The organism is Streptomyces sp. NPDC050161 (assembly GCF_044460025.1).
Lineage (GTDB): Bacteria > Actinomycetota > Actinomycetes > Streptomycetales > Streptomycetaceae > Streptomyces.
Genome location: NZ_JBITJM010000029.1, coordinates 1 through 21879, shown reverse-complemented (window position 1 = coordinate 21879; position 21879 = coordinate 1). Strand labels below are relative to the sequence as shown.

General features: G+C 72.4%; 21 protein-coding genes and 1 pseudogene. 6 read left to right on the top strand and 16 right to left on the bottom strand.

What is annotated here, in order from left to right:
• Positions 1-160: 160 nt before the first annotated feature.
• Positions 161-1501: a UDP-glucose dehydrogenase family protein gene (locus tag ACIBK8_RS32310; protein ID WP_399045859.1), complete on the top strand. Its 1341-nt coding sequence runs from the start codon at positions 161-163 to the stop codon at positions 1499-1501.
• Positions 1502-1508: 7 nt separating this feature from the next.
• On the opposite strand, the gene ACIBK8_RS32305 is transcribed toward ACIBK8_RS32310, so the two are convergent.
• Positions 1509-2063, bottom strand: a complete 555-nt coding sequence (locus tag ACIBK8_RS32305) for a CGNR zinc finger domain-containing protein (protein WP_399045858.1) — start codon at positions 2061-2063, stop codon at positions 1509-1511.
• 71 nt (positions 2064-2134) lie between these two features.
• On the opposite strand from ACIBK8_RS32305, the gene ACIBK8_RS32300 reads away from it, so the two are divergent.
• A complete protein-coding gene (locus ACIBK8_RS32300) occupies positions 2135-2500 on the top strand; it encodes a VOC family protein (protein WP_399045856.1) in 366 nt (121 codons plus the stop codon).
• 78 nt (positions 2501-2578) lie between these two features.
• On the opposite strand, the gene ACIBK8_RS32295 is transcribed toward ACIBK8_RS32300, so the two are convergent.
• Genes ACIBK8_RS32295 through ACIBK8_RS32285 form a run of 3 tightly spaced genes read right to left on the bottom strand, consistent with a single transcriptional unit; the run spans position 2579 to position 5531 of the window.
• Positions 2579-3778 carry a dipeptidase gene (locus ACIBK8_RS32295; RefSeq protein ID WP_399045854.1) on the bottom strand — a complete coding sequence of 400 codons (1200 nt, stop codon included), beginning with the start codon at positions 3776-3778 and terminating at the stop codon, positions 2579-2581.
• Positions 3775-4326 (bottom strand): 5-(carboxyamino)imidazole ribonucleotide mutase, encoded by a 552-nt coding sequence (gene purE, locus ACIBK8_RS32290; protein ID WP_399045853.1) that lies wholly within the window; start codon positions 4324-4326, stop codon positions 3775-3777. Before purE ends, ACIBK8_RS32295 begins: the two co-directional genes overlap by 4 nt.
• Positions 4323-5531 (bottom strand): 5-(carboxyamino)imidazole ribonucleotide synthase, encoded by a 1209-nt coding sequence (locus ACIBK8_RS32285; protein ID WP_399045852.1) that lies wholly within the window; start codon positions 5529-5531, stop codon positions 4323-4325. Before ACIBK8_RS32285 ends, purE begins: the two co-directional genes overlap by 4 nt.
• Positions 5532-5710: 179 nt before the next feature.
• Here ACIBK8_RS32285 and ACIBK8_RS32280 point away from each other — a divergent pair, with 179 nt between their 5' ends.
• Both ACIBK8_RS32280 and ACIBK8_RS32275 read left to right on the top strand, forming a co-directional pair.
• Entirely contained in the window at positions 5711-6169 is a 459-nt protein-coding gene (locus ACIBK8_RS32280; RefSeq protein ID WP_399045851.1) for a hypothetical protein, read from the top strand.
• Between the two features lie 117 nt (positions 6170-6286).
• Positions 6287-6805, top strand: a complete 519-nt coding sequence (locus tag ACIBK8_RS32275) for a GtrA family protein (protein ID WP_399045850.1) — start codon at positions 6287-6289, stop codon at positions 6803-6805.
• Positions 6806-6811: 6 nt separating this feature from the next.
• Here ACIBK8_RS32275 and ACIBK8_RS32270 read toward each other — a convergent pair whose 3' ends face one another.
• Together ACIBK8_RS32270 and ACIBK8_RS32265 are read right to left on the bottom strand one after the other, a co-directional pair.
• Positions 6812-8059 carry an ATP-binding protein gene (locus ACIBK8_RS32270; protein ID WP_399045849.1) on the bottom strand — a complete coding sequence of 416 codons (1248 nt, stop codon included), beginning with the start codon at positions 8057-8059 and terminating at the stop codon, positions 6812-6814.
• Positions 8060-8161: 102 nt separating this feature from the next.
• Complete coding sequence (locus ACIBK8_RS32265) at positions 8162-8842, bottom strand: response regulator transcription factor (protein WP_030086430.1); 681 nt, start codon at positions 8840-8842, stop codon at positions 8162-8164.
• Between the two features lie 479 nt (positions 8843-9321).
• Here ACIBK8_RS32265 and ACIBK8_RS32260 point away from each other — a divergent pair, with 479 nt between their 5' ends.
• On the top strand, positions 9322-10851 hold the full coding sequence (locus tag ACIBK8_RS32260; RefSeq protein ID WP_399045847.1) for a peptide MFS transporter: 1530 nt from the start codon (positions 9322-9324) through the stop codon (positions 10849-10851).
• A gap of 72 nt (positions 10852-10923) precedes the next feature.
• Here the strand turns inward: ACIBK8_RS32260 and ACIBK8_RS32255 are convergent, their stop codons facing one another.
• The 6 genes from ACIBK8_RS32255 to ACIBK8_RS32230 form a co-directional block, all read right to left on the bottom strand.
• Positions 10924-12306 carry a hypothetical protein gene (locus ACIBK8_RS32255; protein ID WP_399045906.1) on the bottom strand — a complete coding sequence of 461 codons (1383 nt, stop codon included), beginning with the start codon at positions 12304-12306 and terminating at the stop codon, positions 10924-10926.
• Positions 12307-12350: 44 nt separating this feature from the next.
• A complete protein-coding gene (locus ACIBK8_RS32250; RefSeq protein WP_399045845.1) occupies positions 12351-13457 on the bottom strand; it encodes a hypothetical protein in 1107 nt (368 codons plus the stop codon).
• Positions 13454-14374: a hypothetical protein gene (locus ACIBK8_RS32245; protein ID WP_399045844.1), complete on the bottom strand. Its 921-nt coding sequence runs from the start codon at positions 14372-14374 to the stop codon at positions 13454-13456. The genes ACIBK8_RS32250 and ACIBK8_RS32245 overlap by 4 nt, the downstream gene beginning before the upstream one ends.
• Before the next feature lie 149 nt (positions 14375-14523).
• The gene (locus tag ACIBK8_RS32240) at positions 14524-15252 is read right to left on the bottom strand and encodes an LPXTG cell wall anchor domain-containing protein (protein WP_399045842.1); all 729 of its coding nucleotides are present in this window, start codon (positions 15250-15252) and stop codon (positions 14524-14526) included.
• Between the two features lie 234 nt (positions 15253-15486).
• Entirely contained in the window at positions 15487-15993 is a 507-nt protein-coding gene (locus tag ACIBK8_RS32235) for an ATP-binding protein (protein ID WP_399045840.1), read from the bottom strand.
• Positions 15994-16166: 173 nt separating this feature from the next.
• Positions 16167-16535: an STAS domain-containing protein gene (locus tag ACIBK8_RS32230; protein ID WP_393689170.1), complete on the bottom strand. Its 369-nt coding sequence runs from the start codon at positions 16533-16535 to the stop codon at positions 16167-16169.
• Between the two features lie 247 nt (positions 16536-16782).
• On the opposite strand from ACIBK8_RS32230, the gene ACIBK8_RS32225 reads away from it, so the two are divergent.
• A complete protein-coding gene (locus ACIBK8_RS32225; RefSeq protein ID WP_399045838.1) occupies positions 16783-17733 on the top strand; it encodes an RNA polymerase sigma factor SigF in 951 nt (316 codons plus the stop codon).
• Positions 17734-17856: 123 nt separating this feature from the next.
• Here ACIBK8_RS32225 and hutI read toward each other — a convergent pair whose 3' ends face one another.
• From hutI to ACIBK8_RS32205, 4 genes and pseudogenes are all read right to left on the bottom strand, one after another.
• Positions 17857-19023, bottom strand: coding sequence for an imidazolonepropionase (gene hutI / locus ACIBK8_RS32220; RefSeq protein ID WP_399045837.1), 1167 nt, complete (start codon positions 19021-19023; stop codon positions 17857-17859).
• Positions 19024-19058: 35 nt separating this feature from the next.
• The gene (locus ACIBK8_RS32215) at positions 19059-20414 is read right to left on the bottom strand and encodes a formimidoylglutamate deiminase (RefSeq protein ID WP_399045835.1); all 1356 of its coding nucleotides are present in this window, start codon (positions 20412-20414) and stop codon (positions 19059-19061) included.
• Positions 20411-21658 (bottom strand): allantoate amidohydrolase, encoded by a 1248-nt coding sequence (locus ACIBK8_RS32210; protein ID WP_399045833.1) that lies wholly within the window; start codon positions 21656-21658, stop codon positions 20411-20413. The genes ACIBK8_RS32215 and ACIBK8_RS32210 overlap by 4 nt, the downstream gene beginning before the upstream one ends.
• Positions 21655-21879: pseudogene (locus tag ACIBK8_RS32205) on the bottom strand (urocanate hydratase); the annotation flags it as partial. The pseudogene ACIBK8_RS32205 and the gene ACIBK8_RS32210, both read right to left, overlap by 4 nt.

Here is a 21879-nt window from a genome sequence, read left to right as displayed (position 1 = left end):
CGACCCCGGGACGGCGGACGCCCGACGAGCCCCGGGGCGGGCCCGACTATGCTCGGTCAGCGCTGTTTCCCGCCGGGGACAGCGCGTTGCCCGCCCGCCCGTCACCGCCCGCCACCCCGTACCCGCGGCCCCGCGCCGACACCACTTGTCTGGAGTACCCATGGCCCTCAAGATCACCGTGATCGGCACCGGCTACCTCGGCGCCACGCACGCCGCCGCCATGGCCGAACTCGGCTTCGAGGTACTGGGCCTTGACGTGGTCCCCGAGAAGATCGAGATGCTCCAGCGCGGCGAGGTCCCGATGTACGAACCGGGACTTGAGGAGCTGCTGCGCCGCCACGTCGCGGGCATCGACGGCGCCACCGGCCGGCTGCGCTTCACGACCTCCTACGAAGAGGCGGGCGCGTTCGGCGATGTGCACTTCGTGTGCGTCAACACACCGCAGAAGCACGGCGAGTACGCCTGCGACATGTCGTACGTGGAGAGCGCCTTCGCGTCGCTGGCGCCGCATCTGACCCGGCCCGCGCTGGTCGTCGGCAAGTCGACGGTGCCGGTGGGCAGCGCGGCCAGGCTCGCCGGGCTGCTGGCCGCCGCGGCGCCCGCGGGCGAGGCCGCCGAGCTGGCCTGGAACCCGGAGTTCCTGCGCGAGGGCTTCGCCGTCCAGGACACCCTGCACCCGGACCGGATCGTCGTCGGCGTGGCCAGCGAGCGGGCCGAGGAGCTGCTGCGCGAGGTGTACGCGACGCCGATCGGCGAGGGCTCGCCCTTCATCGTCATGGACTACCCGACGTCCGAGCTGGTCAAGACCTCGGCCAACTCCTTCCTCGCGACGAAGATCTCCTTCATCAACGCGATGGCCGAGGTGTGCGAGGCGGCCGACGGCGACGTGGTGAAGCTGGCCGAGGCCATCGGGCACGACGAGCGGATCGGCAAGAAGTTCCTGCGGGCCGGCATCGGCTTCGGCGGCGGCTGCCTGCCCAAGGACATCAGGGCCTTCATGGCCCGCGCCGGTGAACTGGGCGCCGACCAGGCGCTGACCTTCCTGCGCGAGGTCGACTCGATCAACATGCGGCGCCGCGGCCACATGGTCGAGCTGGCCCGTGACGCGGTGGGCGGCGGCTTCCTCGGCAAGCGGGTCGCCGTCCTGGGCGCCACCTTCAAGCCGGACTCGGACGACGTACGCGACTCCCCCGCGCTGAACGTCGCGGGCCAGATCCACCTCCAGGGCGGGCAGGTCACCGTCTACGACCCCAAGGGCATGGAGAACGCCAGGCGGCTCTTCCCGACCCTCGGGTACGCGGACAGCGCGCTGGACGCGGTGCGCGGCGCGGACGCGGTGCTGCACCTGACGGAGTGGCAGGAGTTCCGCGAGCTGGACCCGGCCGCGCTCGGCGAGGTGGTCACCGAGCGCCGCATCCTGGACGGCCGCAACGCGCTCGACCCGGAGCTGTGGCGCAAGGCCGGCTGGACCTACCGGGCACTGGGGCGTCCGCAGGCGTGACCCTCCGTCAGCCGGACTCCGCGCGTCTGGCGCGGTAGCTCCGCATCTTCGCCCGGCTGCCGCAGACCGCCATGGTGCACCAGCGGCTGCGGCCGGCCGGGCTTCTGTCGTAGAAGACCCACCGGCAGTCGTGGGCCTCGCACGCCTTCAGGCGCGCCCAGCTTCCGTCGGCCGTGGCGGCGGCGATCCCGGCGGCGACGGCGGCGGTGAGCGCGGCGGGGCCGGTCAGCCCCGGCACCGGGCGCAGCGCGGCGCCGCCGTCGGCGTCCAGGGTGAGGACGAGGGGGGCGCGGGCGAACAGCCGCTCCAGGTCCCCGGCCGCCGCGTCCGGGAGGGCGGCGCCGGTGTGCGCGAGGCAGACCGCCCGCAGCGCCTCCCGCAGCGCGCACGCCTCGGCCGTCCCGGCGTCCGCCCGGCCATCGGCGTGCGGCAGGCCGTGGCCGTCGAGGAACGCGGCGAGGCCGCCGTCGGCGGTCAGTGTGTCCTGCCCGGACGCGATGTCGAGGGTGTTCACCAGCTGCTGCACCAGGAGCAGTTGGCCGGGTGCGGTGCGGTCGGCCATGTGTATGACGTTACCTGCGTGGGCAGTGATGCGGTAACGCAGTTACCGGTTAACCCATTCAGGAGGTAACGATGGCTCTCATCGTCCCCGGCCCCGTCGTCCTGGACTGCCCCGACGCGCAGGCGCTCGCCGCCTTCTACGCCGCGGCGCTCGACTGGAAGGTGGCGGGCGACGACGACTGGGTCGTGGCCACCGGTCCCGCCGGGCAGCAGCTCGCCTTCCAGCGCGTCGACGGCTACGCGCCGCCGCACTGGCCGGGGCAGGAGCACCCGCAGCAGCTCCACCTCGACTTCGACGTGGCCCGCGACGCCATCGACGAGGCGGAGCGCCGGGTGCTGGACCTCGGCGCCGAGCTGGTGCAGACGGACGACGCCGAGCGGACCTTCCGGGTCTACCTCGATCCCGCGGGCCATCCGTTCTGCCTGTGCCTGCGCTGAGCGGCCCTCGCCGCACACGACGGCGGGCCGCACCCGGAGTGTCCGGATGCGGCCCGCCGTCGGCCTGTGGTGCGCAGGTCAGCCCTGGCCGGGACCGTCCAGCTGCTCGATGGTGGCCACCGACGGCGGGCGGCTCGCCTGCTCCTCGCGGGCCACGTCCTCGGCGGCGCGCAGCACCCGGACCGCGTTCTTCCAGGTGAGCTTCGCGAGGTCGGCATCGGACCACTTGCGGCGCTGCAACTCGGCGATCAGGTGCGGGTATCCGGCGACGTCGGCGAGGCCGTCCGGGGTGAAGGCGGTGCCGTCGTAGTCGCCGCCGATGCCGATGTGGTCGGCGCCCGCCACCTCGCGCATGTGGTCGAGGTGGTCGGCGACGGTGGCCGCGGTGGCCTTCGGCCGCGGGTGGGCAGCCTCGAAGGCGCGGTGCACCGCCATGCCCTCCTCGGTGGTGTCGAGGTGGTGCAGGCCGTGGGCGCGCATGTTCTCGTCGGCCTGCCGGGTCCACTCGACGGCGGCGGGCAGCACGAACTTCGGGACGAAGGTGGCCATCGCGACGCCGCCGTTGGCGGGGAGCTGGGCCAGTACGTCGTCGGGGATGTTGCGCGGGTGGTCGCACACGGCGCGGGCGGACGAGTGCGAGAAGATCACCGGCGCCCGGCTGGTGCGCAGCGCGTCGCGCATGGTGGTGGCCGCGACGTGCGAGAGGTCGACGAGCATCCCGCAGCGGTTCATCTCCCGCACGATCTCTTCGCCGAAGGCGGTCAGACCGTTGTGCCGCGGCTCGTCGGTCGCCGAGTCCGCCCAGTCGATGGTGTTGTTGTGGGTGAGCGTCATGTAGCGGACACCCAGCCGGTGCAGGGCCCGCAGGGTGGCCGGCGAGTTGTGGATGGAGTGGCCGCCCTCGGCGCCCATCAGGGACGCTATCCGGCCGTCGGCGCGGGCCGTCTCCATGTCGTCCGCGGTGAGCGCCAGACGCAGCTCGTCCGGGTAGCGGGCGGCCAACTGCCGCACCACGTCGATCTGTTCGAGGGTGGCGCTGACCGCCTTGTCGCCCGCGTAGTCGGCCCGTACGTACACCGACCAGAACTGCGCGCCGACGCCGCCGGCCCGCAGCCGCGGTATGTCGGTGTGCAGGAACGCCGACTGGTCGGCGGCGATGTCGCGCCGGTCGAGGTCGTAGCTGACCTGCTCGCGCAGCGCCCAGGGCAGGTCGTTGTGGCCGTCGACGACGGGCCAGCGGGCCAGCAGCTCCCGCGCGGCGTCCAGCCCGGCGCTCACTTGGTGCCCCCGAAGCCGAAGCCGGCCGGGGAGGCGACCTTGTTGCGCAGCCGCTTGCCCTTCTCGGTCGCCTGGTCGTTCAGCTCCTGCTGGAAGTCCCGCATCCGGGCGCGGAGTTCGGCGTCGTGGGCGGCGAGGATCCGGACGGCGAGGAGTCCGGCGTTGCGGGCGCCGCCGACCGAGACGGTGGCGACCGGCACCCCGGCCGGCATCTGCACGATGGACAGCAGCGAGTCCATGCCGTCCAGGTACTTCAGCGGCACCGGCACGCCGATGACCGGCAGCGGGGTGACCGAGGCGAGCATCCCCGGCAGGTGTGCGGCCCCTCCGGCGCCCGCGATGACCGCCTTCAGGCCGCGGCCTGCCGCTTCCTCGCCGTACGCGATCATCTCGCGCGGCATGCGGTGCGCGGAGACGACGTCGACCTCGTAGGGGATCTCGAACTCGTCGAGCGCCTTGGCGGCTGCCTCCATGACGGGCCAGTCGGAGTCGGAGCCCATGACGATGCCGATGAGCGGGGCGGGTGTGCCGGAGGGGCTGGCCATCATTCGGTGATCGTTCCTCGCAGGTAGCCGGCGGCGTGCGCGGCGCGCTCACGCACGTCGGCCAGGTCGTCGCCGTAGGTGTTGACGTGGCCGACCTTGCGGCCGGGCTTCACGTCCTTTCCGTACATGTGAATCTTCAACTGCGGGTCGCGTGCCATGCAATGCAGGTACGCGGAGTACATGTCCGGGAAGTCGCCGCCGAGGACGTTGGCCATCACCGTCCAGGGAGCGCGCGGGCGCGGGTCGCCGAGCGGAAGGTCGAGCACGGCGCGGACGTGGTTGGCGAACTGCGAGGTGATGGCGCCGTCCTGGGTCCAGTGACCGGAGTTGTGCGGGCGCATCGCGAGTTCGTTGACCAGCACGGCGGGCTCGCCGTCGGCGTCCCTGACCTCGAACAGCTCGACGGCGAGGTGCCCGACGACGTCCAGTTCGTCGGCGATCCGCAGCGCCAGCTCCTGCGCCCGCGCCGAGAGGTCTTCGCCCAGCCCTGGCGCCGGGGCGATGACCGTGTCGCAGACGCCGTCGACCTGGACGGACTCCACGACGGGGTAGGCGACGGCCTGGCCGTGCGGCGAGCGGACGACGTTGGCGGCCAGTTCGCGGACGAAGCCGACCTTCTCCTCGGCGAGCACCGGCACTCCGGCGCGGAACGGCTCGGCCGCCTCCTTGGAGGATCGTACGATCCAGACGCCCTTGCCGTCGTAGCCGCCGCGGACGGTCTTGAGGACCACCGGGAGGAGGCCGCCCGCACCGTCCTGCGGCCACTGCCCTTCGGCCGCGCCCCGCGCGCCGTCACCCGCCAGCTCGGCGGCGAAGGCCGCGACGTCCGCGGGATCCGTCACCAGACGGTGCCGCGGACAGGGCGCGCCGATCGCGTCCAGCTTCGCGCGCATCACACCCTTGTCCTGCGCGTGCACCAGGGCGGCAGGGCCCGGCCGTACGGGGATACCGTCGGCCTCCAGCGCCCTCAAGTGCTCGGTGGGCACGTGCTCGTGATCGAAGGTGATGACATCGCAGCCGCGCGCGAAGGCACGCAGCGTGTCCAGGTCGCGATAGTCGCCGATGACGACGTCGCTCACCACCTGGGCCGCCGAATCCTGCGGGGTGTCACTGAGGAGCTTGAACTTGATGCCGAGGGGGATACCCGCCTCGTGGGTCATACGGGCGAGCTGACCGCCACCGACCATGCCGACTACCGGGAACGTCACGCCCCCAGGGTATCCGCCCGGCCGCGCCACCCCGACAGCGCCTTGGGGGATCCTCCAAGGGGCAGTGCCCGAGGGGTGGCGGCGGGCGCCGCGGGAAGTTCACCGGGAGGGGCGGCGCACCCGTACGGGACGGGCACCGGCGCGGGGCGGGGCGGGCGACGGCAGAGGGGGCGGCGGGCATGGAGGAGAACGGGCAGGGCGCGACGGGCGGCATACCGGGGCAGCCGGCGTGGGAGTCCCGGCTGCTGGTGCCTGCGGTGGCCATCGCCGCGCTGCTGATCGCGGTGTACTCGCTGATCTCCCAGCTGACCGGGCCGATGGTCTTCGGCCCGCGCGGCGCCGAGATCGTGGTGTCGGTGGGCGACCACTTCTCGGTGCAGCTGCCCCGCACCGCGGGCGGCGCCCGCTGGGCCATCGCCGCCCCGGCCCCCGACCCGGCCGTCCTGAGGTCGGCGGGCGGCCACGTCAGGACGGGAGCCGCGCCGCCCGCCGACCCCGCCACCACCCACTACCTGGACTTCGTCGCGGTCGCCGCGGGCCGTACGGACCTCAGGTTGCTGCGCTGCCGGGCGTGCGGCCCGGGGGCGGCGGAGGAGCCCGGCGCCCGGAGCCTGAACTTCCGGATCACCGTGGGATGACACCGTGACGGCCCGCGACGGGGCGCGGGCGCGGCCTCGGGACGGTCGTTAGCATGTGGGGGCGGACCGGGACGTCGGTGCGCGCATCCGCCACCGACAGGGAGCTGAACGATCACCATGAGTGAACGGAGCGCACTGCGGTCCCGGCTGGATGCGCTCACGCGGGAAGTCGTCAAATTCGGTGCCGTCGGCGGCGCCGGGGTCTTCGTGAACTTCGCGGTGTTCAACCTCGTGCGGCATCTGACGGAGCTGCCCGTGGTCCGGGCCAGCGTGGTGGCGACGGTCGTAGCCACCGTCACCAACTACCTCGGCTACCGCTACTTCACCTACCGCGACCGCGACAAGCAGGGCCGCACCCGCGAGCTGACGCTCTTCCTGCTGTTCAGCGTCATCGGCCTGGTCATCGAGAACGGCGTGCTCTACGTCGCGACGTACGGCTTCGACTGGGACACCCCGCTCCAGAGCAACGTCTTCAAGTTCCTCGGCATCGGGATCGCCACCCTCTTCCGCTTCTGGTCGTACCGCACCTGGGTCTTCCGCACCCTCCCGGCGCGCGCCGCCGTGGAGAGCGCCGAGAGCCTCCTCGCCGCGGAGCCGGAACGCCGGCCGCAGCCGTACGGTTCCTCGCCCCGCTAGGTCCTTCTACAGGTCGGCGGGCTCCGCCTCGCGGGCCAGGAACAGCGCGAACACCGGCGGGTGCTGCTGGAGCAGTTCGAGACGGCCGCCGTCCGCCTCCGCCAGATCGCGGGCGACCGCGAGGCCGAGGCCGGTCGAGTTGCGGCCGGATACGGTGCGCTCGAAGACCCGCGAGCCGAGGTCGGGCGGTACGCCGGGACCGGCGTCGGTGACCTCGACGACCGCCTGGTTGCCGGTGACGCGGGTGCGCAGCGCGACCGTGCCGGCGCCGTGCATCAGCGAGTTCTCGATGAGGGTGGCCAGCACCTGGGCCACCGCGCCCGGCGTGCCGACCGCCCGCAGCGCCTTCTTGCCTGAGCGCACGATCGCCCGCCCCGCACTGCGGTAGGCGGGCCGCCACTCCTCGATCTGCTGCTTGACGACCTCGTCCAGGTCGAAGGCGACCGCGGATCCGGAACGCGGGTCGCGGGAGTTGGTCAGCAGCCGCTGCACGACGTCCGTCAGCCGCTCCACCTGGGCCAGCGCGATGGTGGCCTCTTCCTTCACGGTGTCCGGATCGTCGGTGACCGTGATCTCCTCCAGGCGCATGGACAGCGCGGTCAGCGGGGTGCGCAGCTGGTGGGATGCGTCGGCCGCCAGCCGGCGCTCGGCGGTCAGCATCCGCGCGATCCGCTCGGCGCTGGCGTCCAGGACGTCGGCGACCCGGTCGAGTTCCTGGACGCCGTAGCGGCGGTGGCGCGGGCGCGGGTCGCCCGAGCCCAGGCGCTCGGCGGTCTCGGCGAGGTCGGTGAGCGGCGCGGTCAGCCTGCGGGCCTGCCGGACGGCCAGGATCACGGCGGCGACGATCGCCAGCAGCGCGACGGCCAGGATGATCAGGAGCGTCCTGCCGATCTCCTCGTTCACCGTGGCGCGGGATTCCTGGACGGTGACCTGCTCGCCGCGGTCCCCCTCGACCCGTGAGGCGATGACATCGCCCGCGGGCCGCTTGCCGATCTCGATGGGCCCCTTGCCCGGCACCTTGATCTTCGCGTACCGATTGGCGGTGATCTGCTCGGAGAGGATCTCCGGCGTGATCTTCTCGCCGCTGCCGAGACGGCTCTCCACGATCCCCACCAGCCGGACCGCCTCGGAGGCCACGCTCTCCTCGGCGCCCGCCTGGATCGTGCGGGTCTCGACGATGACCAGCGAGACACCGAACACGGCAATCACGACGAGCACCACGGCGAGGGTGGAGTTGATGAGGCGGCGGCGCACGGTGCCCTCCGGGCGGGAATTGCGGTGGTCGAACTCGGCTTCCCGCCCGGCGGCCGGGCCGCGGACGGGCCCGGGGGAGCCTGACGCGCCCCCTGGGGTGCGTCAGCTCTTCTCGAAGCGGAAGCCGACGCCGCGGACGGTGGCGATGTAGCGCGGGTTGGCGGCGTCGTCACCGAGCTTCTTGCGGAGCCAGGAGATGTGCATGTCCAGCGTCTTGGTGGACGACCACCAGGTGGTGTCCCAGACCTCGCGCATCAGCTGGTCGCGGGTGACGACCCGGCCTGCGTCCCGCACCAGCACCCGCAGCAGGTCGAACTCCTTGGCGGTGAGCTGGAGTTCCTCGTCGCCCATCCACGCGCGGTGCGACTCGACGTCGATGCGCACGCCGTGGGTGGCGGGCGGCTGCTGGGGTTCGGCGGTGGAGCCGCGGCGCAGCAGCGCGCGGACACGGGCGAGGAGTTCGGCGAGCCGGAAGGGCTTGGTGACGTAGTCGTCGGCACCGGCGTCCAGACCGACGACGGTGTCCACCTCGTCGGCGCGGGCGGTCAGCACCAGGATGGGGAAGGAATGGCCTTCGTTGCGCAGCCGGCGGGCGACTTCCAGGCCGTCCATGCCGGGCAGGCCCAGGTCGAGCACGACCAGGTCGATGTTCCCCTGGAGACCGGCGTCGAGCGCCGTGGGGCCGTCCTCGCGCACCTCGACTTCGTAACCCTCGCGGCGCAGTGCGCGGGCGAGCGGCTCCGAGATGGACGCGTCATCCTCGGCGAGCAGTACACGGGTCATGGCCCGATGGTAGTCCGATGCGTTGGACCACCGGGTCGAGCGGGCACGACCGGCGACGCCCGCGCGCGCCCGCGCCACGAACCGGTACGGCGTGCGCGCGGCGGCGCACTCGGTTCCCTGTGCGAATGTGAGCGTTGTCTCACCCCTCCCAACGGTGCGTATACGGGACGTATGGTGGCCGGACGTCCATCGCACAGCCGCTGGGGCCGTGACTCTCAACTGGGGTCATCGGTCCCCTGTTGTGTGCAGGGCCGGTACCACCGTCCCTGCAACACAGTGATCGACCTGTCGACCGGGTCCGCCGCGCCAGAAAGCACGGGGGGCGTGGATCCCGGTGTACGACCGTCCTGCCGATTCCTCCGCGTGTGGGGTCGAACCCCTCGGACGTGGGGGCGGGCAAGGTGTACGCCGGTGCCGGTCACCCCCACCCGGGCGCGTAACGCCTCGTCAGCGCGTCCCGAGCAGACCAAGGAAGCACCATGGCGTCCAGCCTGACGAAGGACGCCGCCCCGCAGGGGAACCCTGCACAAGGCGGTAAGACCTTCTTCGGCCACCCCCGCGGACTGGCCACTCTCTTCATGACCGAGATGTGGGAGCGCTTCAGCTTCTACGGCATGCGGGCCTTGCTCGTGCTTTACCTGATTTCCGGCGGCGCGGATGCCAAGCCCGGGGCCCAGGGTGGCGGCCTGGCCATGACGATGGCCACCGCGTCGGCGATCTACGCCGTCTACCTCGCGATGGTCTACCTGCTCGCCATGCCCGGCGGCTGGTTCGGTGACCGCGTGTGGGGTCCGCGCAAGACGGTCGTCATCGGCGCGAGCGTCGTGATCCTCGGCCACCTCACGCTGGCACTCCCCGGACAGGGGATGTTCTTCGCCGGCCTGGCGCTGGTCGCGTTGGGGTCAGGTCTGCTGAAGGCCAACATCTCGACGATGGTCGGGCACCTCTACGACGGTCCGCAGGACCCGCGTCGTGACGGCGGCTTCACCCTCTTCTACATCGGCATCAACATCGGTGCCTTCACCGCCCCGCTGATCGTCGGCACGATCGGCCAGAGCGTCAACTGGCACCTGGGCTTCGCCGCCGCCGCGCTCGGCATGGCTTTCGGCCTGGTGCAGTTCCTGATCGGCACCCGCCACCTGAACCCGCAGAGCAGCGCGGTCCCGACCCCGCTCGCGGTCCAGGAGCGGAATGCCTGGCTGCGCAAGGGCCTGATCTGGCTGATCATCGCCGCGGTCTTCTACGGCGTCGTCATCGGCACCGGCACCTTCACGCTGAACTGGGCGCTCATCCCGATCGCGCTGCTCGGCCTGATCATCCCGGTCTCCGTGCTGGTCCGCATCAAGCGCGACAAGGACCTGTCGGACGAGGAGCAGACCAAGGTCAGCGGCTACGTCTGGTTCTTCGTCGCGGCTGCCGTCTTCTGGATGATCTTCGACCAGGCCGGCTCCACGCTGAGCGGCTTCGCCGAGAAGAACACCGCGGACAACGTCTTCGGCCTCGGCTTCCCCTCGACCTGGTTCCAGTCGATAAACCCGCTCTGGGTGATGGCCCTGGCCCCGGTCTTCGCCTGGCTGTGGCTGGCCCTGGCCAAGCGCGCCAAGGAGCCGAGCACCACGATCAAGTTCTCCATGGCGATGGTGCTGATCGGCATCTCGTACTTCGTCTTCATCCTGCCGATGCAGATGTCGGCGGACGGCACGAAGGTCAGCCCGATGTGGCTGATCATGGTCTACATGATCCAGACCATGGGCGAGCTGTGCCTCTCCCCTGTCGGTCTGTCGGTGACCACCAAGCTGGCCCCGCAGAAGTACGCCAGCCAGATGCTGGGTGTCTGGTTCCTCGCCGTCACCGCGGGTGACTGCGTGGTCAGCCTGCTGTCCACGGCGGGAGCCGATCTGAGCGGTGTGGGGGTGCTGGCCGCCGAGGCCGCGCTGGCGGTCCTGGCCGGTGTCGCGATCTGGTTCAACCGCAAGAAGATCATGAGCCTGATGGGCGACGTGCACTGACGTCCGCGTCCCATCGGAAGGGCCCGGCGCGCTGCTGCGTGCCGGGCCCTTCCGCGTGCCGGTCCCCCGGGGTCAGCGGCGCAGCCGCCGCCACGGGGTGAAGGTGAAGACCGCGCCGCCGAGCAGGAGGACGGTGCCGGCGAAGAGGCCGAGCGCGGTCAGGGCGCCGTGGTCGCTCGCCCCCGTGTCGGCCAGGCCGCCCGCGCTGCCGCCGGCCGCCTGCGCGCCGCCCGCACTGCCGCCGGACGCCGCGCCGCCCGAGGTCCCACCGGACGTGCCGCCCGACGTGCCGCCCGGCTGGGCCGAGGTGTCCAGCGCCAGGGAGACGCCGGGGTCCTTCTCCGGGGTGCAGGTGGTGGTCGTCCCGAGTGCCTTGACGGTGAGCACGCCCGGTGTCAGCGTCGCCTTGCCGGTGGCGCCCGGCTTGTAGGTGCCCTTGAGGTCGGGGATCTCGATCGGCTGCCCCGACTTGATGGGCTCGGCGTTGGCAGGCCCTGTCACCTTCACCGTGCCCTTGTCGGCGCCGCCCACCTTCACGTCCATCGACGGGGTGACCGAGCCCTTGGGGATGTCGGCCGGGCTGTCCATCACGGACTTGCTGAACTTCACCGTCAGGTCGTAACCGCCGCCCTTCTTCACGCCGTTGATCCGCACCGGCGAGGTCGCCTTCTTGTCCCCGATGGGTGTCTTGCAGGCGTACGGCACCTCCAGCTCCTTGCCCTGGTAGGCGGTGCCGTCGGGGTCACCGCCGGAGCCGCCCGTGGAACCGGCGCTGGTCCCGCCGCTCGTGCCGCCGCCCGAGTCCGTGCCGCTCGTGCTGCCGCCGGAATCCGTACCGCCCGCGTCCGACCCGCCGGAATCCGTACCTCCGGCGTCCGTGCCGCCCGCGCCGGATCCGCCCGTGCCGGACTCCCCGCCGCTCGTGCCCGCCGTCGTGCCGCCGCTGCCGCCGCCGTCGGAGACCTTGATCGTGACCGCGGGCGGCACCTCCTCGTCGGGGGTGCACTTGGTGTCCGTGGAGATCGGCTTGTTGACGTTGATGTTGTAGAAGCCGGGCGCGAGGGTGACCTCTCCCGGCTTCTCCAGTTTCAGCGTGCCCTTCATGTCCGGCAGCTTCATCGGGCTGTTCTTGGGGATCGGCGGATTCTGCCGCGGCCCCTGCATCGCCAGGTCGCCGGTCTGCGCGCCCGCCACCTTGACCGTGCCGGTGGGCTGCACGGTGTCCTTGTCCAGGTCCAGGATGTCGGGGTTCTTGGAGGCGGCCTCCACCGTCTTCCACACCACCTCGACCTCGTCGCCCACCTTCGCCGTGGCCGGCGCGGTCACCGTCACCTTCGTGGTGCCCTTGATCGCGGGCAGCCCCGAGATCGGCGGCGGCTTGCACTCCGTCTTGTACGCCACGTCCGCCGCGCTGGCGGTCCCGGCGGTGGCCACGATGCCCGCCCCCGCGAGCATCAGCGCGGCGCCCGCCGCCACCCCCGCTCTGCTCCGTTGTCTCTTCACTCGGTCCCCTTCGACGTCGGTCGTTGTCCTGTTGTGGTGGTGGACGGTGCGGCGTCCGGGGTGAACCAGGGCAGCGTGGCCCGGTCGTCCGCAGGTGCGGACGCGTCGGCCCCGCCACCGGGTGCGGTGCCACGCCCGCGCCGCCACCGGGCGGCCACGCGGTCCTGGACACGCGGTCCTGGCGCGGCGGGGGTGCGGGACGAGAGGGCCGGGCGCGGGCGTATCCGGTCGACGACCGCCATGCCGATCCGGAAGACCGCCGTCGGGATCACCACGCACAGCAGCACCCAGAAGAGCGTCACGCCCCACGGCCTGCCGACCCCCCAGGGCTCATCGGCGAGCAGCTTGCCGCCGTACTCCAGGGAGACCTGGTAGTCCCCGTGCGCGCCGGCCGCCAGCTCCACGGGCAGGGTGATCCGCGCCTTCTTCCCGGCGGCGACGGTTCCCCGCCACTGCTGTTCCTCCCACTCGGGGGCGAAGACGCCGTGCGAGGTCCCGACCTTGAACACCGGGTCCTTGGCCGGTGTCGAGCCGAGGTTGCCGACCGTGAAGGTCAGGCGGCGCTGCGGCGGAGCGCCGAACCAGGTCAACAGGCCGCTGCTGCCCGCCAGTTCCGGCTGTGCGACCAGCGCGAGCCGGCCGCCCGCGCTCTCCTCGGGCAGCGGCGCCACGGGGTGGCCCGCCACCTTGAACGCGACGTCCGCCGCAGCCGCCTCGCCGGTCACCGTCGCCACGTGCACCACGCAGGGGCAGGGCTTGGGCGGTTCGGCGACCGGCAGCCGCTTGCGGAACGCGCCGTGTGCGTCGGTGGTGGTGGCCCGGCCGTCGCCGTTGGCGCAGGAGTTGGTGCCGCCGATCATGTTCTGCCCGCAGATCAGCAGCGTGAGCAGGGCCTTCGGCCGCCAGCCGTGCCCGGTCACGGTCACCGTGCCGCCGGTGCCCGCCTCCTTGTCGGAGACCTGTGCCGACGGCGTGGCGGCGGCGCTGCGCGCGGTGGCCGCGGCGGCGGGCGGCACCGGGAGCACCAGCGCCGCGCAGAGGGCGAGCGCGGCGGCGATGCGGGAGCGGTACGGACCGGCCCGGCGCCGCGTCCCGCGCTTCACGAGGGGGCTCCCACACGCATCACGTCCCTTACGCCGTCGTCTGCTTCGCCGTGCGCTCCCGCCGCCCGCCGCCGTCTGCGCCGTAGCGCCCAGCCGCCCGCCCCCGCCAGGAGGACGAGCGCGGCGCCGCCGAGCGGGCCCCGCGGGACGGGGGTGTAGCGGGCCTCGGCCGTGCCGTGCGCGCCGCCGCCCGCCGTGGCGGTGAGCGTGACGTCCACCGCGTCCAGGGCGGGCGGATCGGGCCAGGTTTCGGTGCGTTCGACGCGCCGCCCCGGGGGCAGCCGGACCGGCAGGGTGCGGGCCGCGCGCCGCAGTACGGGCCCGAAGACGCCGTCGGCGCGTACCGCGAGCCGCGGGGTGAGCACGGTGGTGCCGCGGTTGACCAGCGCGTAGTGGATCTCCGCCGCGTCCCCGCGTGCGGTGACCGAGACGTTCTCGACGGTCAGCGCCGAGAGCGCGGGCCCGGTCACCCGCAGATGGACGCGGACGCTCACCTTCCGCCCGCCGTCCTCGGCGATCAGCTTCCCCGGGTGGTCGCCGGGCGGCGCGTCGGCGGGCACCGTCACGGTGAACGGCACCGTCGCCCGCGTCCGCGCCGGAATCCTGACCTCCCGGGCCGCGGGCACCAGCCACGCCCCGCTGTCCGCGCCGCGCAGCCGGACGGTACGGGCCCGGTCCGCCGGGTTGGTGAGCGCCAGCCGGTCCTTCATGACGGTGCCGGGACCGCCCTCCAGGTAGAAGTACGGCCGGCCGCGGTCGCCGGTCCCGGCCCCGCTGCCGGACGCGGGCGCGGCCGTCAGACCCGCTCCGGACGGCGCGTCCGGCACGGGTGCGGCCCCGGCCACAGCGGCGGGGCACAGCAGCACGGCGGCGGTGAGGGCGGCGCCGGTGACCCCTGCGCGGCTACGGAACGGCATCGGCGGCTCCTGGTGCTCGTACGCATACGGAGTGCGGGTGCGGGCGCATCGCCTGGCGCCGGGGCGCGGGGCGCGGCGGCGTCAAGCGGTGCCGGTGGTGGCGGAGTTGCGTGGCCACCGGTACGGGCGGGGCGGCGGGCCGCCCCGGGTCACACCCGCTGCCTGCGGCGGGTGAGCCAGAGACCGCCCGCCGCGCCGGCCAGCAGCACCGTGCCGCCGAGCGTGCCGAGGGCGAGGGCGGAATCGGCCGGTCCGGTCTGCGGCAGGGTGCCGGGCGAACCGCCCGACCCGCCGCCCGACGAGCCGCCCGTACCGCCCGAACTGCCGCCGCTGCTCCCGCCCGAGCCCTTGACGTCCAAGGTCAGCGACGGCTTGGGGCTGTTGCTCGGCGTGCAGGTGGTCGTGGTGCCCAGCGCCTTGATGGTGAGCGTGGACGCCGTGAACGTCACCTTCCCGCTGCTCTTGGGGGTGTACGTACCGCTCAAGTCGCTGATCTTGATGGGGGTGTTGGCCGGAATCGCCTTGTCGTTCGTCGGCCCCGACACCGGCACCGTGCCGCTCTCCGCACCGCCCAGCTTGATCAGCGCGGACGGCTTCATGGCGCCCTTGCCCAGCTCGACGGGGCTGGAGGAGACACCCTTCTGGAACGACATCACGAGCTTGTAGCCGCCGCCGTCCGGAGTGCCCTTGATGTCGATGGGCGAGACCGCGCCCTTGTTGCCGATGGGCGTCTTGCACTGGTAGTTGACGTCGACGACGTCGGCCTGCGCGGCCGGCGCGGCCAGCATCACCGCCGACCCCGCCGCTGCCGCCACGGCCGCGGCCAGCGTGGCCGTACGGCGCGGGCGGCTGGTGTGCTGTGCATGGAAGCGGGTCATCTCGACATCCCTTCTCCCGGTCGAGCACCGCCTCTTGGCAACTGACGGCACATCAGATTGGCCGTCAAGGTACGCCGGGGACCGTGCCGAGGGAAGACACAGCGCAGCCCGGATCGGGCGGGGTCTCCCGGCCACAGCGCCCGAGGGCGCGGACCCGCAGGTCCGCGCCCTCGTCTTGTGGTCACGCAGCAGCTGCCCCGGCGCCCGGACCGGGCAGCCGCGCGGCGGTACGGCTCAGGACGGTGCGGCCAGCTCGGCCCACACCGTCTTGCCCGCGCCGTCGGCGTTGCGCACAACACCCCAGTCCAGGCAGAGCCGTTGGACGATGAACATGCCGTGCCCGCCGGGCCGGCCCGCCCGGTGCGGGGTGCGGGGCGCGGGCGATCCGGCGCCGAGGTCACTGACCTCCAGGCGCAGCACCTTGGACGCGCAGCGCAGCCGCAGTTCCTCGGGGCCCTCGGCGTGCAGGCAGGCGTTGGTCACCAACTCGGAGACGACGAGCAGCACATCCTCGGCGGCGGCCCGCTGGTCGGCGGTGGCGGCCGGCAGCCAGCCCCAGTCCTGAAGGGCTTCCCTGGCGAAGTCGCGGGCGCGTGCCACGGCCCCCTTGGTGCCTGCCAGGCGCAGCCTGCGGACCTGACCGGCCGGGGCGCCGGCGGAGGCCGGGGCGGCGGCGGAAGCACCGGCGCTGCCCGGTTCCGGGCCGAGATCGCCCGGCGGGTACGGCCGGGTGGTGCTCATCAGCGCTTCACCTCACCGATTCGCCTTTTCACGGAAACTGATACCTGACTGATTCAACGGATTCAGATGTCTCCTGCCCGACCGGACCGTGAGAACACCCACTTCTTGGGTACGGAAGTTGTGACGCGGACTACGTGCCCGGAATGCCACCCTCCGGACCACCCGCGTCACCCTCAGTCGGCCAGTGCCTCGTCAAGGGAGTCATGCACCGTGAAAACCGCCTCCGCGCCGGTGATCTCGAAAACCCGGGCGACCACCGGCTGCATTCCGGCCAGATGAACCCCGCCCCCGGCGGCCTCCGCTTTCAGGCGGGCGCCGAGCAGCACGTTGAGCCCGGTGGAGTCCATGAACTCCAGGGGGGAGCAGTCGACCACGAGGCGCGCGTAGCCGTCCGCCACGCACCCCTCCAGCGACTCACGCAACAGATCGGCGGTGTGGTGATCCAATTCACCGGCGGCGGTCACGACCGCGCTGGCGCCGTGATGCCGGATCTCGACGTGAAGCCGACCCCGGCTCGCACTGCCGACCGTCCCGCGGTCCATGCGCGCGCACCCCTCTTGCTGTCTCGACGTCGATTGCCTATGACTGCGCTCGCGAGAACCCTACGCCTTCGTTTCACGCAGGGGTAGCCGAACAATCGCCATATAGCACGAAATAAGGACATCGCACACTTGCCATCTTCCGGCAAAGCCAGGTAGGCGTAGACAGACACATTCGACACGGCCGGCTTTGGAGGCGCCGCACACCGCAGCTTCACGTAGAGGCATCGGCAGCCATATGCCGAGAACGATGGAGGAGACCATGTCACCCCGGCTCGACGAATTGCGCACCGACGACACCCGGCAGCACACCTCGTCGACACCCCCGTCCGACCCGACAGGGCAGATCCCTGCCCAGGCGGTCCCCGCCGAATCCGATGTCGCGGAAATTCCCGACATCGACGGGCTGCCCGAGATCCCCCCGTTCGACGAGGTGGGTCCGGTGGACGCGAGGGCCCTGTCCAAAACCCTCTTCGAGCGGCTGGAGTCGCTGGAGGAAGGCACCCACGAATTCGCGTACGTCCGCAACACTCTGGTCGAACTCAATCTCGCCCTGGTGAAGTTCGCGGCCTCCCGGTTCCGTTCCCGCAGCGAACCCATGGAGGACATCGTCCAGGTCGGCACCATCGGCCTGATAAAGGCGATCGACCGCTTCGAAATCAACCGTGGCGTCGAGTTCCCGACGTTCGCCATGCCGACCATCGTCGGCGAGATCAAGCGTTTCTTCCGCGACACCAGCTGGTCGGTGCGGGTACCCAGGCGACTGCAGGAACTGCGTCTGGACCTCGCCAAGGCCGGTGACGAACTGGCGCAGAAGCTGGACCGTGCACCCACGGTCGGCGAGCTGGCCGAACGCCTCGGCATCACCAAGGACGAGGTCGTCGAAGGCATGGCCGCGAGCAACGCGTACACCGCGAGCTCGCTGGACGCGCAGCCCGAGGAGGACGACAGCGAGGGCGCACTGGCGGACCGCATCGGCTACGAGGACCACGGGCTCGAAGGCATCGAGTACGTCGAGTCCCTGAAGCCGCTGATCGCCGAACTCCCGCCGCGTGACCGCAAGATACTGTCGCTGCGGTTCGTCGCCAACATGACCCAGTCCGAGATCGGCGAAGAGCTCGGCATCTCCCAGATGCACGTCTCCCGTCTGCTCTCGCGCACCCTGGTACGACTGCGCAAGGGTCTGATGATCGACGAGTGAGCCGTCGCGGTCACTGCCGGTCCACCGACCGGCAGCCGCCCGCGCGAAGGAGGGCCTGCCCCGGGCGACTCGGGACGGGCCCTCCTCCGCGTCCGGGGACCTACCGCCCCGCGCGACCCCTGCTCAGACCCTGACTCCCTTGTGCCACACGTCCGTGACGAGCGGGACACCAGGCCGGTAGGCGAGGTGGACGTGGGAGGGGGCGTCCAGCAGGGCGAGGTCGGCGCGGGCGCCGGGGGCGATCCGGCCGACGTCGGTGCGGCGCAGCGCCTGCGCGCCGCCCGCGGTGGCCGCCCAGAGCGCCTCGTCGGGTGTCATCTTCATGTCGCGGACGGCCAGGGCGATGCAGAACGGCATGGAGGACGTGAAGGAGGAGCCGGGGTTGCAGTCGGTGGAGAGCGCGACGGTCGCCCCGGCGTCCAGGATGCGGCGGGCGTCGGGCCACACCGCGCGGGTGGAGAACTCCGCTCCGGGCAGCAGCGTGGCGACGGTGGCGGAGTTCGCCAGCGCGTCGATGTCGGCGTCCGTGAGATAGGTGCAGTGGTCGGCGGATGCCGCGTCCAGTTCGACGCCGAGCTGGACTCCGGGGCCGTAGGAGAGCTGGTTGGCGTGGATGCGCGGCAGCAGGCCGCGCTGTTTCCCCGCGGCCAGGACGGCGCGCGCCTGGTCGCCGTCGAAGGCGCCCTTCTCGCAGAACACGTCGATCCAGCGGGCGTGCGGGGCGCAGGCGTCCAGCATCGGTCCGGTCACCAGGTCGACGTAGGCGGCGGGGTCGTCCGCGTAGTCGGGGGAGACGATGTGCGCGCCGAGGTAGGTGACCTCGTCGGTGTGGGTGGCGGCGATGCGCAGCGCGCGGGCCTCGTCGTCGACGGTCAGGCCGTAGCCGGACTTGGTCTCGAAGGTGGTGGTGCCCTGGCGCAGCGCCTCGGCCATGTAGTGCGCGACGTTGGCGGAGAGCTGTGCGTCGGTGGCGGCGCGGGTGGCGGCGACGGTGGTGCGGATGCCGCCGGCCGAGTAGGCGCGGCCCGACATGCGGGCGTTGAACTCCTGGGTGCGGTCGCCGCCGAACACCAGGTGGGAGTGGGAGTCGACGAAGCCGGGGATGGCGGCCCTGCCGCCGGCGTCGACGGCGTTGTCAGTGGCGGGTGCTTTGCTGGAAGCACCGACCCAGGCGATGCGGTCGCCGTCGATGACGACGGCCGCGTCCTGGATCAGACCGAGGGGGCCTTCACCGAGGGAGGGGTCGTTGGTGACGAGCTGGTTGATGTGGGTGAGTGCGGTGGTCGTCATCGCGGGGGTGTGCTCCTTCGGCCGCTGGGGGCGCGTCAGTCACTCGCGCGCAGGGCGGCGATGGTCTCGGCGAGTGCGGTGGGTACGTCGGGCAGCAGCGTGTGCGTCCCGTCCCGGACGATCTGCCGGCCGCCGACGACCGTGTGCCGTACGTCGGCCGCTGAGGCGGCGAATACCGCGGTTTCGGCGGCCAGTCGGGGCAGCGGGCCCGCGGTGCGTACGGAGTCCAGGGCGATCGTGGTGAAGTCGGCGAGTGCGCCGGTGGTGAGGGTGCCGGCGTCGTCCCAGCCCAGGGCGGCGTGACCGTCGGTGGTCGCGGCGCGCAGCAGGGCAGCGGCCGTCCAGTGGCCGCGGGTGCGGGTGCGCAGGCGCTCGTCCAGCTCCATGGCGCGGGACTCTTCGAGCAGGTCGATGACGGCGTGGCTGTCGCTGCCGAGGGACAGCGGGCTGCCGTGCTGCTGGAGTTGGGCCGCGGGGCCGATGCCGTCGGCGAGGTCGCGTTCGGTGGTGGGGCACATGCAGACGCCGGTGCCGGTGCCGCCGAGCAGGCCGATGTCCTCCGGTGTGAGGTGGGTGGCGTGCACGGCGGTGGTGCGGCGGCCGAGGGCGCCGTGGTCGGCGAGCAGCCGGGTGGGGGTGCAGCCGTGGTGCTCACGGCAGGCGTCGTTCTCCGCGGTCTGCTCGGAGAGGTGGACGTGCAGCGGGGCCTGCCGTTCCGCGGCCCACTGCGCGACGGTGCCCAACTGCGCCGCGGGCACGGCGCGTACGGAGTGGATGGCGGCGCCGATGCGGGCGTGTGCGCGGCCGTCCTTGAGGGCGGCGGCGCGTTCGGCCCAGGCGTCGGCGCTGCTGTCGGAGAAGCGCTGCTGGTGGTGGCCGGGCGGGGCGCCGAAGCCGGCGGAGAGGTAGGCGGTGTCGAGGAGGGTGATCCGGATTCCGGCGTCGGCCGCGGCGGCGATCAGCGCCTCGCCCATGGCGTTGGGGTCGTCGTAGGGGGTGCCGCCCGGCGCGTGGTGCAGGTAGTGGAACTCGCCGACGCAGGTGATGCCGGCCAGGGCCATTTCGGCGTAGACGGCGCGGGCGAGCGCGTAGTAGCTGTCGGGGGTGAGCCGTCCCGCGATGTCGTACATGACCTCGCGCCAGGTCCAGAAAGTGCCGGCACCGACCTGGACGGTGCCACGCAGGGCGCGGTGGAAGGCGTGCGAGTGGGCGTTGGCGAGGCCGGGGACGGTCAGTCCGCGCAGCGCGACGGCGCCGGGCGGCGGGGTGGCGGTGCCGGTGCGGACGGCCGTGATCCGCCCGTCCGCCACGTCCACGGCCACGCCGGGCTCGACGTGGGTGCCGAGCCAGGCGTGTTCGAGCCAGTACATCGTTGTGCCCTGCGTCGTCATGTGGACACGAGACCTTCCAGTACGTCGGCGAGTGCGGTGATTCCGGCGACGCAGTCGTCCTCGGCCGCCGATTCGGTGGGTGAGTGCGAGACGCCGGTGGGGTTGCGGACGAACAGCATGGCGGTGGGGACGGTGCCGGACAGAATGCCCGCGTCGTGGCCCGCGCCGGTGCCGAGTACCGGCACGGTACGGGCGCCGCCCGCACCGGTCCGCCCGAGGATCGCGCTCAGTTCGTCGCGCAGCGCGTGCCCGAACTCCACGATGGGGCTGAAGGATTCGCGGACGACCCGGACGTCCACGCCGTCGCGGGCGCCGCGTGCGGTCGCGGCCCGCTCGATCTCCTTGGTCACCGTGTCCAGGGTGTCCTGGTCGGCGGCGCGGGAGTCCAGCCAGCCGCGGACGAGCGAGGGGATCGCGTTGACGCCGTTCGGTTCGACGCTGATCTTGGCGAAGGTGGCCAGGGCGCCGGCCAGCCTGGCCTGCTCGCGCGCGGCGAGCACGGTCTCGGCGTAGGTGAGCATCGGGTCGCGGCGGTCCTCCAGGCGGGTGGTGCCCGCGTGGTTGGCCTCGCCGTGGAAGTCGAACCGCCAGCGGCCGTGCGGCCAGATCGCGGAGGCGATGCCCACGGGGTCGCCGGTCAGGTCGAGGGCGCGGCCCTGCTCGACGTGGAGTTCGACGAAGGCGCCGATGCGGTCGAGCCGTTCGCGGTCCTGGCCGATGGCCGACGGGTCGTATCCGGCGCGTTCCATGGCCTGCGGCAGGGTGACGCCTTCCGCGTCGCGCAGCTCGTGGGCGGCCTCGGGGGTCAGCAGCCCCGCGGTGAGCCGGGAGCCGACGCAGGCGAGCCCGAAGCGTGCGCCTTCCTCGTCGCCGAAGTTGACGATGGCCAGCGGCTTGCCGAATTCCGTTTCCCTGCGGCGGAGTTCGTCGAGGGCGGCGAAGCCGGAGACGACGCCAAGCGGCCCGTCGAAGGCGCCGCCGTCGGGCACGGAGTCCAGGTGCGAGCCGGTGACGACGGCCTCGCCCGCGGCCACGTCGGTGTACGACGCGGCGCCGAGCCAGGCCCACTGGTTGCCGTTGCGGTCCAGTTCGTAGGAGAGCCCGCGGGTCTCGGCCTGGGCCCGGAACCACGCGCGGCAGTCGGTGTCGGCGCCGGTCCAGGCGGCGCGGCGGTAGCCGCCCGATGCGGAGTCGCGGCCGATCGGCCGCAGCTCGTCCCACATGGTGTGGAAGGAGGAGTTCATGCGTGACCGCCCTGGGTCGCGGTGGCCGCCGGTCCTTCTTCGCGCATGGGGATGCGGACGTGGCGTTCGGTGGCGACGTTCTCGGCGATGTCGTATCCGGCGTCCACGTGACGGATGACGCCCATGCCCGGGTCGTTGGTCAGCACCCGGCGGATCTTCTCGCCCGCCAGCGCCGTCCCGTCCGCCACACACACCTGACCCGCATGAATCGACCGGCCCAT